8 protein-coding genes and 6 pseudogenes are annotated in these 14386 nt (G+C 49.8%); 4 read left to right on the top strand and 10 right to left on the bottom strand.

All coding sequences use genetic code 11. From position 1 onward, the window contains the following. Positions 1-131: 131 nt before the first annotated feature. The gene (locus tag BG74_RS12485) at positions 132-299 is read right to left on the bottom strand and encodes a hypothetical protein (protein ID WP_187202523.1); all 168 of its coding nucleotides are present in this window, start codon (positions 297-299) and stop codon (positions 132-134) included. 600 nt (positions 300-899) lie between these two features. Here BG74_RS12485 and BG74_RS02505 point away from each other — a divergent pair. After that, entirely contained in the window at positions 900-1334 is a 435-nt protein-coding gene (locus tag BG74_RS02505; protein ID WP_066596360.1) for a MarR family winged helix-turn-helix transcriptional regulator, read from the top strand. A 148-nt stretch (positions 1335-1482) separates the two neighbouring features. Here BG74_RS02505 and BG74_RS02500 read toward each other — a convergent pair whose 3' ends face one another. From BG74_RS02500 to gapA, 5 genes and pseudogenes are all read right to left on the bottom strand, one after another. Continuing rightward, a complete protein-coding gene (locus BG74_RS02500; protein ID WP_066596356.1) occupies positions 1483-3213 on the bottom strand; it encodes a potassium/proton antiporter in 1731 nt (576 codons plus the stop codon). A 674-nt stretch (positions 3214-3887) separates the two neighbouring features. After that, positions 3888-4516 (bottom strand): annotated as a pseudogene (locus BG74_RS19365) (DUF444 family protein). Positions 4517-4869: 353 nt separating this feature from the next. Then, entirely contained in the window at positions 4870-5130 is a 261-nt protein-coding gene (locus BG74_RS19360) for a DUF444 family protein (RefSeq protein ID WP_073961038.1), read from the bottom strand. Positions 5131-5236: 106 nt separating this feature from the next. Beyond that, positions 5237-6358, bottom strand: a pseudogene (locus BG74_RS12475) (PrkA family serine protein kinase); the annotation flags it as partial. A gap of 1588 nt (positions 6359-7946) precedes the next feature. Continuing rightward, complete coding sequence (gapA, locus tag BG74_RS02480) at positions 7947-8945, bottom strand: glyceraldehyde-3-phosphate dehydrogenase (protein WP_066596349.1); 999 nt, start codon at positions 8943-8945, stop codon at positions 7947-7949. Between the two features lie 417 nt (positions 8946-9362). Here gapA and BG74_RS10170 point away from each other — a divergent pair. Continuing rightward, positions 9363-9583: pseudogene (locus tag BG74_RS10170) on the top strand (peptide-methionine (R)-S-oxide reductase); the annotation flags it as partial. 86 nt (positions 9584-9669) lie between these two features. Further along, a pseudogene (locus BG74_RS20285) lies at positions 9670-9904 on the top strand (DUF1315 family protein); the annotation flags it as partial. Positions 9905-10143: 239 nt separating this feature from the next. Here BG74_RS20285 and BG74_RS18765 read toward each other — a convergent pair. The 3 genes from BG74_RS18765 to sppA form a co-directional block, all read right to left on the bottom strand. After that, positions 10144-10269 carry a hypothetical protein gene (locus tag BG74_RS18765; protein ID WP_256364193.1) on the bottom strand — a complete coding sequence of 42 codons (126 nt, stop codon included), beginning with the start codon at positions 10267-10269 and terminating at the stop codon, positions 10144-10146. Between the two features lie 125 nt (positions 10270-10394). Beyond that, a complete protein-coding gene (locus BG74_RS10160) occupies positions 10395-10856 on the bottom strand; it encodes an asparaginase domain-containing protein (RefSeq protein ID WP_073961035.1) in 462 nt (153 codons plus the stop codon). 176 nt (positions 10857-11032) lie between these two features. Next, positions 11033-12886, bottom strand: coding sequence for a signal peptide peptidase SppA (gene sppA / locus BG74_RS02470; protein ID WP_066596346.1), 1854 nt, complete (start codon positions 12884-12886; stop codon positions 11033-11035). A 234-nt stretch (positions 12887-13120) separates the two neighbouring features. Between sppA and BG74_RS16045 the strand changes: the two are divergent. Then, positions 13121-13588, top strand: a pseudogene (locus BG74_RS16045) (NAD(P)H nitroreductase); the annotation flags it as partial. 467 nt (positions 13589-14055) lie between these two features. Here the strand turns inward: BG74_RS16045 and BG74_RS16040 are convergent. Beyond that, positions 14056-14386 (bottom strand): annotated as a pseudogene (locus BG74_RS16040) (exodeoxyribonuclease III); the annotation flags it as partial.

Below are 14386 nucleotides of genomic sequence, written 5' to 3'. Positions count from 1 at the left end.
CAAAATCGATGAGGTGGCCGTCGCCTCTGATACTCTGGGCTATGAACTCATGAGCGCGTTGGCGCCTAGAGTGACGGTCCAGATCCGATAAATCACCCTGAGGACTTACGATGACGGGCGAATGTTATGGGTCAACTGCGGCGTGCTGTAGCGCGCGCAAGCCTCCTGACACGCAAATTATTGCCCACAATAATCACTATCACCAGTATCTGGCGTAGCCCCAGCGGCAGTGCCATCATTGACAGGCTGACCGTAGCCGTGCCAGCTATCTGCACGAAACCATTCAGTGCTGACGCCATGCCCGTCTCTTTCGGAGAATAACTCCGACAACAGCAGCATTGCCAGCCGGTTTCGGCTGGCGCACGCCATTTTAGGCCTTATCCGCCTATTCACTGCTGGTCGGGATATTTAGCAGGCCTTGGCTGAAACGTGTGCAGGTACTCGGGCGTCAACCATGCTACCGTTTGTCCGATACTGGAAGATAGCGACCCAATGATCTCACCTGCCATAGGTGTCAGTGGGCGGAGTTCAAATAGTTTACCAGTGGTTCAGTAATAAGTTGCTAGAGGACTGTAATGCCAATAAAGAGCGTAATAGTTGACTGGATGAGTGATGCATCGGTCTAGAGGCTGTAGATGATGATGGGGATAGCGGGTAGATAAAGATCGATACCTAGCGGACCCAGTAATATCAGCAGTAATTAAGAGGAAAAGAAACCCTTGCATTCAAATGCCACTCCATGAAAATATGGTAAATTATAAATTAATTATAATTATAATTAATTTATATTAATGATTTGTGATGTATCATTTCTTTATTCCGACAACGTGTGAGTCGTTGGTCTTCTTAATCAATGTGTGATAATTTTTGATATATTGTGTCTTTACCTGATGCGGCTGATGAATACTGAATATGAAAATTTTGCAAAAATATTGCATTTAACCTCGCGTGCGCTACGCATGGCAATTGACCGACGACTAAAATATTTGGGTCTGAGTCAGGCGAGCTGGGTGGCAGTGGCGGCTATCGTCGGCGCAGAATCACCGTTGTCTCAAAGCGAACTGGCGCAGCGACTCGGCGTTGAAGGTGCAACGGTGGTGACGATGGTGGACCGCTTAGTCAAAATCGGTCTAGTGCTGCGCATCCCCACCTCGGCCGACAGGCGTAAAAAGCTTCTGCTGGTCACTGATGAGGGGAAAGCGCTGTATGAGAAAGTGCGCGCGGAAGCGGATGCTCTGGGTAAGAAGATCCTTGAGAATATCGATGCCCGGGATATGCAGGTGGCCATGCGGGTGCTCGAGAAGGTATATAGCGCGACGGAAACGCTGACCTGATCGGCGCGAAGCAGGGAGGGGACGGCAGCGCCGCCGGCCACAGACGTTTAACCGTTCGCGTTTTTTACGCTCCGATGAACGCTGGAGTTATTTCTCCAGGCCGGAGATCTTCGCGCTTGGCTTTCTTTCGTGCGCGGCCTTTCTTAGTTCATGCCGTTTCATCGGCAATCTTGATACCAATTTTGCTGACCTGGTGCTCGTCTTTTTCCGCGATAGTCCAGACGACGCCTTCCGCCACCACATTATCACCGACCACCGGCTCTCCCCCGCCCAGTAACGCCATGACAAACTGACCGAGCATTAGCTCACCATCTACTTCGCCGGCAAATTCCAGGCCGTAGATAGAAGAAACATCGCGCAAGCTAGCGGTGGCTTCCAATATAAAATCCCCGAAAAAACGCTGATTCAGCGCGACGGGTGGCGATTGGCTGAATAGCCTGCCCAACGCCGGCAAATCGCGCTCACGACCAATGACGCAAAGCACATCCCCTTCGCGCAGCCGGGTGTTGACGGTAGGGTGAAGCAGTACATTGTCTCGAAATAACGCGGCGATGCGCGTATGGCGAGGCATTTTCAGATCGCGCAGTGCAGCCCCCACGCACCAGTTTTTATCCCCCAACTGATAGATAAACTGCTCCCAGGGGTTTTTCGGATGGATATCCATCCCCACGCGGGAAATGGGCGACGCGGTTGGTGGCACAACTACTTTTGCCAGGCGTGCGGCGAAGCCCAGCGAAGTGCCCTGTAGCAGCAGGGAAACAAGGACGATAAAGAATGCCACATTAAAATAGAGTCGCGCGTTATCCAGGCCCGCCATCATCGGAAATACCGCCAAGATGATCGGTACCGCGCCGCGTAGGCCGACCCAGGAGAGAAAAAATCGCTCGCGGGTGATGTAGTTGCGAAACGGTAGCAGACCGACAAAAATCGACAGCGGACGCGCTACCAGCATCAGCCATAGCGATAAGAGGAGCGCCGGAATGGAGATTATCCATAAGTCGCTGGGTGTGACTAAAAGTCCCAATACCAAAAACATGAAGATTTGGCTGAGCCAAGCCATGCCGTCAAACGTTTGTAAAATACCGTATCGGTTGCGTATCGGCCTGTTGCCTAAAAAAAAGCCGCACAAATAGACTGCCAGAATGCCGCTACCTTCCAGCGCCGTGGTCAGAGCGAAAATCATAATGCCGCCGCTCACCGCTAGCAGCGGATATAATCCATTGGCCAGCGAGATGCGGTTGATCACCTGCTGCAAAAGCCAGCCGCCTCCCAGGCCCATGACGACACCCAGGCCGAATTCACGGATAAGATGCACTAAAAACAGCCAATCAAGGTGAGTTTTCCCATTTTGAATCATATTAATAAATGTTACAGTCAAAAATACCGCCATCGGATCATTACTGCCTGATTCAATCTCAAGCGTGGAAGTAACACGTTCGTTTAAGCCTTTGTCGCCTAAAAGTGAAAACACAGCTGCGGCGTCGGTGGAACCGACAATGGCGCCGATGAGCATGCCTTCAATCATATCCAGACCAAACAACCAGGCCGCAGCCAGGCCGGTCAAACCAGCAGTGATGATGACCCCCACCGTCGCCAGAGACAATGACGGCCAGAGCGCAACTCGAAAGGCGATGGCGCGGGTACGCATACCGCCATCGAGCAGAATCACCGCTAGTGCCAGGTTACTGATAAGATACGCTAGGGGATAGCTATCAAACGCGATGCCGCCCAGACCATCTATCCCCGCTAACATGCCAATGGCAAGAAAAATCAATAGAATAGGGATTCCAAGACGTGAAGAAAAGGAGCTAAGCAGGATACTCCCACCCACCAATATCGAACCGATAATAAACAAACTTATAACGGTGCTGCTGTCCAAACGCGGTCTCCTTTTAATTTTTTATTTCATACTCTGTCTCTGCCTATCCCCGCAGAGGCGTTGTGATCCAAAATGCATACCATGAATTTCTGGCTGAAAGCGTCGGTACCATAACCTGAAAAGGGGAGGGAAGTTTACCTTACTGGTCCGGCGTGTCATCCGTCCGGAGCCCGTGAAGGATGCGGGGGAGGTGGGAAACCTAGTCCGGCAGATCCCCCTGGCCGGTACTCGATTAAACTACCCTTTTTATTCTCAACAAAAAAGTTGTTTTTTTGTATTTATCTCTTTTAAGGCATTTAAGCGATTTTTTGTCACAACTGGCTAAAAATACATTTTTGCTCCTGCATAACGGGGTTTTTAGCGGTACGGCGTGGGGCCCACAGTCAGTATTATATAGAATTAAATTCTAATGAACCTTCAAAAATCGTCATTTTTGGCGCTTTTAACCCGTGGTGTCACGGTTGAATATCGGCAGTTGCTGGCCTAGAGCGCCAGCGGCCAGTTTATTTTCAAACAATCTCAAGGAATTGAACGTCGCGAACGGGAGTCCGCCTGGCAATATCGCCTGATAAGCATTTGCTGGAGGCCATGTAATGGGCGTTGTCTGCAGGGTTTTCTAGTCAGATGTCGGTGAAATGCAACAAGAATAAACAGCTAGTCTAACCGGACCCGGACTAACTGTTTAGGGAAACATTATCGGCTATAATTGAGTTATTTTTAGAACAATTCGCAGAACACAGGGTAAATATCCTCCTGATCGTAGATATGTGCTGCATGGTGAAGTTATCGAATCGCGCCTGCAGATCTTCGTGTTCACGCCACAGCGTCTGATGCTCCTGGCAGGTGATTTCAATATAATAGCTGTAATCACACCATCGGCAGCAGATGATTAGCCAACAGATCATGGTATAGGGGAGTCGTCCACTCAGTTGTCGCCGTTCTACGCCTGAGTAGCGTAGAATATTCCATTGATTCGAGTCGTAACACGCCTTGATGACCTTTTCCATGAGCTTCAGTGCTCTCGAGACAATAGTGCCGCCGGTTTCCTGAAAATAAAAAACTCATGTTCATCTACCTCTTTTGCCTGGGTATATGGTGCCGGATATAAACCACATCCACGTTTTTGTAGGTGCGACTCAGGAGCAGATACAGAAAAAATATAAAAAGGTTTCGCCATATCCTTGGTGACCTTATCCACCGAGCCGGAAACATCTATAAAACAGAACATCACCGCCTAGCTGGACGGTTCTGGGCGACGCTCAAAGTTTTTATAGCGTAAATCGAAGGTATCGATGAACGACACCCGATCGATTTTCTGGCGCAATTCCGCAATTTCGCGTTGGATATTTTCTTACTCCAGCAACTGCACAAGTTCACTATTGACCAGCCTATCGAGCTCGGCTTCCAGCAGGTGGATGGCACACCGCTTTCCGGCGGTCATGGCAGTTCGCCGGACCAACGGATTCTGCAGCGAGCAAACCACGCTAATGTTGGCTGGCGACACCCCAGGTTGACGTGTAGCCAGAACCGTGTTTTTTTATACTTGTTTAGTTGTTAATGCTAGTTTTTTTGCAGGTTGGGCAGCGCCAAATCTTCAAACAATAGATCCAGATATTTATCCTTGTAAATCTGAAAAACAAATTCATCTTCCCCTTTTTACCGTCCTGGCTGGCATTGCCGTGATCGCCACCTATACCCTCCCGACGGTGGGACGGTGGCAGTTCTGCGACCATTTTGCACAAAATGGTCGTTGCCGGGATGCACCAGATGGCATGCCCCCAAGCCCTTATGAAAGATGGGTTCATTGATGTCGGTATTAGGAATAGACACCGGTTCCCTGATTTCCATATCGGTAATCGAACGCTTATTAATAGCCCCAGTAATCGACTGTTTAATTTGAGACTTATAACGGCGCAAGAAATGCTAGATAGCGGTTGATCATGCTTTTGTTTTTTCCGTTAAGTTGTCGACCAATAAAATTGGTCATATATCCTCGTTGTACACTCGCATTTTTTACCTAAGTGTTAGAGTTTTCGGCTCTTTCAAGCCTCGACAGAATCGAGAATCTGGCCAGAGTTTCCAGCGTATCCCAGCGCGCACAGCGATTCTGATAATTCGCTGTTGCTGAGCAGCTTGCTGTAAATTTTCATTTCCTGTGAAACCCGCAGGTAAGTAGAGTAGAGCACTTTGACGATGCAGACGCGGTCAAGGAACGCTTCATTGTTTTTGTTGTTGAGGAAAACTGGACCCACTCCGATTCATTGGAGTGCGCCAGGATGATGCCGTTGAACGGCGTCGCGGTGATGTCTTAGGTGCCGTTGTAATTGCCCTCTTGCGCGACGGTCAGCGGTGAGGCAGCGCCTTGAACACACCTTGACAAATTCCATCACTTCCTGGTTAGCGCGGCATAGAGTGCCGAAATAACCGTAGGCGTCTGGATCGTTCTGGGCGTAGTCATCAATTTACGAATGTCCACTTTGCCTACTAGCGTGGAAATATCCTGGTTATTTTTATCGCCTGGTTCAGTTTTCTAGATGGTTATCTGCTCAAGAATCGACGGCTAAACCTTGACGAATTTAAAGCGGGTAATATCGCCACCGAACTCTTGCAGCCGTTTGGGCGTCTCAGGACAACATGATGGTACCGAGATAGCGCCGGGGATGTCGTATTCTCTCGAGAATATACGCGTCCTCCCCTTGGGTTAAACAGGCATAAGGGATAGTTGTTTACCGGGCTACTCTCGCTGTTGGCGATGAACATATAGATGGGAACCAGCTACATGATGGATTTCTGGCGCTCCGCCAGAGATGACTTCCCGACGCTGACCGGACCGAGTATAGGATTTACTTCTTCCACTTTCAGCCCCTGGACCGCACATGCCTCAAATTAAGAAACGATTTGCTAGATAGCCTCTTCCATGCCGTAGAACTCTCCTCAAAAGCTGGATAGCAGGCGATCACATGATTTGAAAAACAGGCGGGAGAGCGGAGGAGACCTCTTGAGCAGTGTCGATCATCACGAGGTTATCGATGGTCATCAGCAACCGTCCAGTGGCATTGGCGAACGCTCTATGGTCCTGGTGACACATCATGAGGAATTCCTTCTGGGTGAACTCTTCGTCCTTTGCATCTTCATAGAGATGCCTACTATCCTTACGTTTAGCACAGGTTAAAAAGGAGCTAAGAGATAGTACTAAAAAAACCGATCCCGAAAAACACGCTCACTGAGTACAGCAACCACTATGCCAACTTGATTCGCACTTTTATGCTACCGGACTTATATAATCCTTCTCTATAACAAAGTTTAGTTGGCATCCGATAATTTCCATGGCAGCTGCCAACTCTCTTTTGAAGAGATTTCAATGAATAAGTTTACGTTTTATCGTCTACTCTCTATCTCATACGGTCTGCTGCGCAATGATAAATATATATGATATATATTTTATATGTAAATAAACCTATGTACGTTACGTACGCGACCCTATATCTTGTATCTATACAGTACGCATATATTTTTCTTAACGAGAAACATACATTCGTAAAAATACATTCTCTTAAATTGCTTATCCTCGTTTTTACTGCGGGTTATTGTCGCCGATGGCCGCCGTGGCTGACGATTTCTAACTCAGCATCTCGGCCATGTGTGCTACCGCCACTACCGGGTGACGATGATAAACTTCTGCCGTTTCCGCAGATTAATTATGATAATCAGTACGTGTATTTGAAAGGGTTGAGCGCCGGCTGCTATTTGTTCTGTGGAAAGACCTGCAGAACTAGTTATCGATAGTGGTAGTTTAATGCGCCTTGGCATTTTCGGCCAAGTAAAAATGATTATGACGATATGAATCCCTTGGATAAGTGCTGCTCCACAGTTATGGCCGATCCGCGCTATAGTCATACCGCTGATTGTGGGGGGTGCTCCGCGCGGGATATTTGGGCGATATCCTGGATAACAGTGATAGTTTCACGGCCGATCTTGTCATACTTATCATACCTGTACCCTATTAAGCAAGGTCGGTTTACCCTGGTGCATGCTGTCCGCGAGATGTAGGCAAGCGAAGACTAGAACGACTATTACTACAGCGTGAGCCGTGCCACCGTTGACATTATCGATAAAACTGTCGCCGAGGCTACTGACGTGAATATCGCTAATGGCCCTATGGTGAAGTAGCTATGCAGCGCAGACGTCGTCTGATACTCTCCACCTTCTGCCACAAATCGATACTGCAGGTCTGTTTGAGAGTAAAGTAGGGCATCAAAGCGTGAACAGATGGGGAAAATAGTTCAGTCAAAATGCTATCACGCAAGGTTAAAAGTCAGTTGAACCTGTTTATCGTCCTAGCTGTAGTCGCTTAATTCTCAAGGAAGAATGCAGACGAAGCTATGGTTAGAAGTGGTAACCTTACCGAACCAGGGCCAACAGATCGATACACCGCCGCAGAGGGATATGCCTTCCTTGAAGGAGTTTTTCTCGCTTAACTATGTAATACTGGCTTCTTGCAGGCCGGGGGTTAGGCGACGATAGGGTACGCGCTATGCAGCATCACCGGCGCCAGTACCAGCAGATGTTCGATCATTAAGCAGCAATTCATTTTTTCTGGCGTAACATTAGGGACGGCGACATGGTTTGTCTAACGGGTAACACAAAAAAAAGAGAGTCAGACATCATTATGTCTCCTGATTAAAAGAAAAGGGCGACATCGCCGCCGCCCTTTCATTATCCAGTCACTAAGCTTATTTATTGGTGATATGGGAAATAAGATCCAACACTTTATTAGAATAACCGGTCTCGTTATCATACCAGGCTACTAATTTGACAAATTTGTCATTCAGCGCAATACTGGCTTTGGCATCGAAGACGGAAGTCAGCCTTTCACCGTTAAAATCAGTGGAAACCACTTTTTCATCGGTATAGCCCATTATGCCTCTAAGCTCGCCTTCAGAGGCTTTTTTGATGGCAGCGCAGATATCTTCATAAGAAGACGATTTTTCCAGACGCGTGGTCAGGTCGACAACCGAGACGTTCGGCGTCGGGACGCGGAAGGACATACCGGTCAGTTTACCGTTCAGCTCGGGAATGACTTTACCTACCGCTTTGGCGGCGCCCGTAGACGACGGAATGATATTCTGGGACGCGCCGCGGCCGCCGCGCCAGTCTTTGTGAGATGGGCCATCGACGGTTTTCTGGGCAGCGGTGGTGGCATGCACGGTGGTCATCAGAGCTTCGACGATACCGAAATTGTCGTTGATAACCTTAGCCAGCGGCGCCAGGCAGTTGGTAGTACAGGAGGCGTTGGAAACAATATCCTGGCCATTATAGGCTTTGTGGTTAACGCCCATAACAAACATTGGGGTGTTATCTTTAGATGGCCCGGTCAGCACCACTTTTTTGGCCCCAGCGGTGATGTGCTTACGCGCGGTTTCGTCGGTCAGGAAGATACCTGCGGCTTCAGCGACAACGTCTACGCCGACCTCACCCCATCTTAGGCCAGCCGGATCTTTCTCAGATGTACAGCGGATGGTTTTACCGTTTACTACTAGATGACCGTTTTCTACGGCGACAGTGCCGTTGAAGCGACCATGTGTTGAGTCGTACTTCAACATGTAGGCCATATAGTCCGCATCCAGAAGGTCGTTGATGGCAACGATTTTAATATCGTTACGTTCCTGTGCAGCACGGAAAATAACACGGCCGATACGGCCAAAACCGTTGATACCTACTTTGATAGTCATATATTACACCAGCTATCTATTAATGAATAAAAGGTTACTTGTAAATTTACAAAAACCGCGCACAGCGTCAAGCAGAATCGTATCAATAGTTGCGATACATCAACCCCGACCCCGTACAGCGAACGATATGTATTCCATTGACACCAAAATACCTGTAACTCATATGGGTTATCATAATAGTCAAATATAAACTGCGTTAAGTTACAATTTGTGATAATAATGATATTTATATGGCTACAATATTTCCTTGTATAGTTTATGCTAAAATTGCCTGCCGAGTTGTTTAACTATTTGTTATAATGGCTTCATTGGAAATATTTCTCACCCCTAGCCAGAGACGCGTAACAATGGCCAATAACACACCCTCATGATTACCCGATGAAGCAATGACCGATACGCAGCGATATTGTTACCTAGCAGCGTGGTACCGAATCACCGTACAGCGGTAAGCTGATGGAAAATAATCGAACTAAACAATACCATTGTCTGGCTTGCTATGTGCCACTATTCTACTCCGAAACGAAATACGAATCAGGCCGTAGCTGGCCGAGTTTCTATGAGCCAGTAGGCGATGATGGCATCCGCTGCCTTGAGGATAATACCACGGTATACAGTGGGTGGAAATCCATTGTAGCGCCTGAGATGCCCATTTATGGCACTTTTTCCCTGACGGAGACTATATCATCTAATTGCTCCATATAAGCACCATATAAAAGGTGCGGCAATGGATATTGGAGCACTTCTGGCGACAATGACGCCGGAGATTTATCAACGGCTAATGACGGCTGTGGAATTGGGCAAATGGCTCAGCGGGGCGGGGTGGCACTAATGCCGGAGAAGCACGCCATCTGTCTACAGATGGCGTGCTGTGGCAGTTACATCATAACCGTCACCCTGAACTGAGCACCAGTACTGATGGCCACATTACCATGAAGAGTAAGCGTTCCTTACTGGAAGAGCTGAAGACCGACGGGACCATCGTCGTACTAAAATCTCAAGGCGTTGGCGCGAATTTCTTTTCTGGACCTCGTTTTCACCATCGACTGCCCTTCACTCAACAAGACTTTATTCTGGACTCTACGTCATTTTGGCAGACTCAGACTGTCGGCGAGGCATTTTCTATCGCCGGCCATTCGATAGGCGCGCTAGGGATTATGAGTCTCCTAGGCCTCTATCCGCGCGGCGAAGGCGTCCAGCATTAGTATTTGCCGCGGTGCGCCATTTCCCGCAGCGCCTCCGCGTTGCCCTCCGATTGCGGATTGATGTCCCAGCAGCGGGGGAGGGCGTAACTCAAATACAGGGCGTCCAGTACACTGTATTTCACACAATAATCCTTAGCCAACATCCCAAAGGGCGGTCAGTAGATCTATGCCGCGCGCTCAGCCGGGCCGCCCAGGGCGCTGTGCGCGCAGCGGCTGCACAGCGCCAGCGCCACATTAGCTACGGGGATTACAGCATCGCCCTCTGGTACCGCCAGAGATCCGCAGGCGCGGAAAGTTGCCGACCATGTCCGTGGAAATACCGGGGTAGAGAGTGACCACCCCTACCCCTACGAGCTGGGGCGTAATAGGATGCACGATAAGCGGACCTCTTTCCTGGCTTGCCGGTGAAGGCGTAAGACGGCGGATATGGATACTTTCCTCCATCCAGCAACGGAGGAAAATTCGGCGAGGCGAATGCATCAAACCCATAGACATGGGCCGTAATGGTACGGGTTGCCGCCGCGCAACAGTTTGTTATTGAAAAATAGCCTGAGACTTCCTTGACCGGATAATGAGCAGCCAGATATAAGGCGTTAAGTAAATTGGTTTTCCCACAGAAATAATTGGTTTGCCCACTGAAATTTAGTGCTTCCAGTGGAATTTGCGAGCCGGTGACGATGACTGGATTATTGAGATGCTCCAATTTCATGCACAATAAAGAACTTTATACACGATAAAGTCTGGCATTTCGGGACGGTAAAATCCCTGGCATCTGCGCCAATTGACGCTATAGATACCAGGAAACTGGTGGTAGCCATTACCAGAGCGCTGCATACCGACCGATGTTACCGCCGGTATAGGCTATATAAATAGATTTCTTCCTCTTTAGCGCACTATCTGTTCGCAGGAGAGACAGAAGGCGTAACGGTTTTGCGGATCGTTCCATTCAAAGCCCAGGCCGGCATCTATCTTCAGCCGGTCTACCACTTGGGTGACCGGCGCCGGCAACCATGACTGAATCAAACTAGGAATGACGGCATGCATCGACGCGCTGGTTTGCGCAAATAATAAATCCAGCAGGTTAGGCTCATCTAGATACCAGTTCAACTGGTATTGCTTCAACTGCGCCAGTTCGGCTGCTTTACTTGCCGCGTCATCGAAGTCCCCCAATTGATCTACCAACCCGTTTTGTGCGGCATCGCTACCAATCCAGACGTGGCCTTGGCTGATATTATCTACCTCTTCCGGCGTTTTGTGGCGGGACTGCGCAACCAAGTCGATAAAGTTGTGATAACCATTTTCGACGTTAAGCTGCATCATCTGCGAGAATTCCGACGGTAGCGTTTTGGTCATCGACACATCTGCCAGCGGTGAGGTAGCGACGCCATCGGTGTGGACGCCGATGCTGTCAAGGGAGCTCTCCAAGGTGTTTATTACCCCGAAGATACCAATCGACCCAGTTAGAGTGCTGGCGCTGGCGATGATATAATTAGCGGGGGTTGATACCCAATAACCTCCCGAGGCCGCCACACCGCCCATAGAGACCACTACGGGTTTGCCCGCGGCGCGCGCCGCGGCAAGCTCGGAGCGGATAACTTCGGAGGCGGTGACGCTGCCGCCGGGGCTGTTAACCCGGAATACAATAGCTTTGATATCGGGATCTAACCTGGCATCGCGGATCTGGTCGGCAGTGGTGTCTCCCCCGACCAACCCCGTTGTTTCCAGGCCGTCGATAATGGCGCCATTGGCGAGAATCACAGCAATTTGACCACCTTGTTGCGACGGCGTCGCTGGTCGATAATCGTAAATACTGATGCTATTGAACGCCTTGTCGCGCTTGTTCCAGCCAAAAGCCTTGGTCAGCTCGTCGTCAATCGCCGAACGGGACGCCACCTCATCGACCCATTTGTTATTCAACGCAAATTGCGCTGAATTGCCCTGTACAGCGCGCAGACCGTCCAGCATTGTCTTGGCTCCTGGAAACAATTGCTGCGGCGTAATTTGCCTATTGGTCGCGGCTGTCGTCAGATAATGCTGCCAAAGTTGGTTAACCCAGCGGCTATCGGCATCGCGAGCATCGTCGGACATATTGTCGCGCAAGAAAGGTTCAACCGCGGATTTATAAGTGCCGACGCGGAAGATGTGGCTATTGACTTTCAGTTTTTCGAGCAATGTCTTGTAGTAGAGGTTATTCTTGGCGATACCGTGTAGATCCACCGCACCATGGGGTGTGAGATAGATTTTATTGGCATAACTGGCGAGGAAGTATTGCGCCTGGCTATAACTGTCTCCCACAGCATAGATGGGTTTGCCGCTGTCGCGGAATTCGCGCAACGCCTTGCCGATGTACTCCAGCGAAGCCTGATCCGCCCCGGCGAAATCTTTCAGCGACAGTACCAGCCCGGTGATATTAGCATCGCTTTTCGCCTGGCGCAGTGTATCTACCACGTCAAATAGCGAATTTTCCTGCAGCCGGTTGCTAGAAGCACCAAGCAACTCTCGGCCGAGCTGACGGAATTTATTATTCATTGCCGGTTTGTCGACCACCGTACCGGTCAGATCCATCACCAATGCGCCTTTTGCCGATTTTGGCGGCGTGTGTCGTACTTGTAAGTAGATCCCCACCACCACGATGATAAGGAACACTAAAAATATGTTGAGGATAAATTCGCGGATAAAATTCAGTAAACGCCAACCCCACTTAAACGGGCCGAAAATAATTCGCCACAATGTGCGCATAAGATCTCCAATAAAACAGCGAAGTTCAAAATCATAATATAAAATTTGTTTGGCCGCGCTCTAAAAAACGCTACAGGTAAACCTCCCCGCCGCGCGTTTAGGTCCTCGCCTCGGACGAACGGAGAAAAAGCGTGTTTCGTCCTGTTGCCGACGCCCTCTACAACGGTAACATACTATTAAAGGTTAGAGCGCTATGTTACTGTTAACTCCCTATTCTACCTTAGAAGTGAACTCATGGATGTATTGGAACTGTTACTAAATCGCCTCTCAGCTTCCCGTTTAACCAAGCCCTCGCCGAACCAACCATGGCTCTATGCAACCGTGATGCTTCATCATTATCGAAGGTGAAGGCCGCAACCCGGCTGAGCGAATTGCTCAGCCAGTCGACTATGAAAGCCATATGGATCAAAAATGCATTGAAAAAGCGAAATAGGCGCCGTTTCGCACGCTGCTGATTATCGCGTTATCGCGCCTGTTGTAATACCCAAAGCAACCTGCCCCGCTGGGAACAAGTAGTTTTCGCCGCCAGCGCGGTACACGCCATGCAGATGGCGGCATTAGCGCAGGGGTTTACGGTATCTGGGACACTGGTATTTGGATCGCGCAGCGGGCGTGCGCACTGCGATTGGCTGTCGCGAGCAGGATGACACTGTCGGTTTTCTCTATCTCGGGAAGCCTCAGTTGAAAGCTAGCACCAGTATTGCCGCTGGCTGGCTACCGATGCATTCGTGCGCCGCTTTTGATTGCTCACCAGCATTATCAAGTTATTATTTAAGTGCGGTTTTCTATTTAAATAAGGACAACTATAATCCACAATCCACGCCAGCGATACCGGACGCGGTTTGATCCATGCGTTGCTTCAGAGCGCCACCAGCTGGCGCTCTCATCGCTGCTTGGACTGCCGTCGGCAACCGAAAAACCGGCAGTCAAAGCCGCACGGCGGCGTACACTGCCAAAACCCCGCTGCTCCGCATCCGCCCTGCCGTCATCATGGCGTAAAGAACATCGCTTTCGCCTGCACGGTATCAGATGATGGCACACTGTTAGCACGTATCATTGGGCGGCGTCTTGGGCCATTAACGCCTGAATGAAGGGCGCATCCGCCGCTAGAGGCAGGGCGCCATCGATGACGATGAGCCCTGCCACGACTGTAAGAGGTTTCGCTGTACTCACAAATCGAAATCCGCCCACACCGGTGCATGATCGGACGGCTTATCCATTGCGCGGATGGCGTAATCGATGCCGGTCGCCCGAACAGCGGCTGCTAACGGTCGCGAGGCCAGAAGGAGGTCGATACGCAGACCGCGGTTTTCATCGAAGCTGCGCGAGCGATAGTCAAACCAGGAGTAATGATTATCGCTTGCAGGATTGGCCTGGCGATAAGTATCCACCAGTCCCCATGCCAACAGACGTTCCATCCAGGCCCGCTCCTCCGGCAGGAAAGAGCATTTCCCGGTGCGTAACCAGCGTTTGCGGCTCTCTTCGCCGATGCCAATGTCC

It is taken from the genome of Sodalis-like endosymbiont of Proechinophthirus fluctus, assembly GCF_001602625.1.
GTDB lineage: Bacteria > Pseudomonadota > Gammaproteobacteria > Enterobacterales > Enterobacteriaceae.
The sequence above is the reverse complement of the archived record's forward strand: the minus strand, read 5'-3'. Positions and strand labels throughout refer to the sequence as shown.

Excerpts from the sequence above, each read along its gene's own strand:
- BG74_RS12485 (WP_187202523.1), bottom strand. The coding sequence starts at position 299 with ATGGCGTCAGCACTGAATGGTTTCGTGCAGATAGCTGGCACGGCTACG.
- BG74_RS02505 (WP_066596360.1), top strand. The coding sequence starts at position 900 with ATGAATACTGAATATGAAAATTTTGCAAAAATATTGCATTTAACCTCG.
- gapA (WP_066596349.1), bottom strand. The coding sequence starts at position 8,945 with ATGACTATCAAAGTAGGTATCAACGGTTTTGGCCGTATCGGCCGTGTT.
- BG74_RS10160 (WP_073961035.1), bottom strand. The coding sequence starts at position 10,856 with ATGAAATTGGAGCATCTCAATAATCCAGTCATCGTCACCGGCTCGCAA.
- sppA (WP_066596346.1), bottom strand. The coding sequence starts at position 12,886 with ATGCGCACATTGTGGCGAATTATTTTCGGCCCGTTTAAGTGGGGTTGG.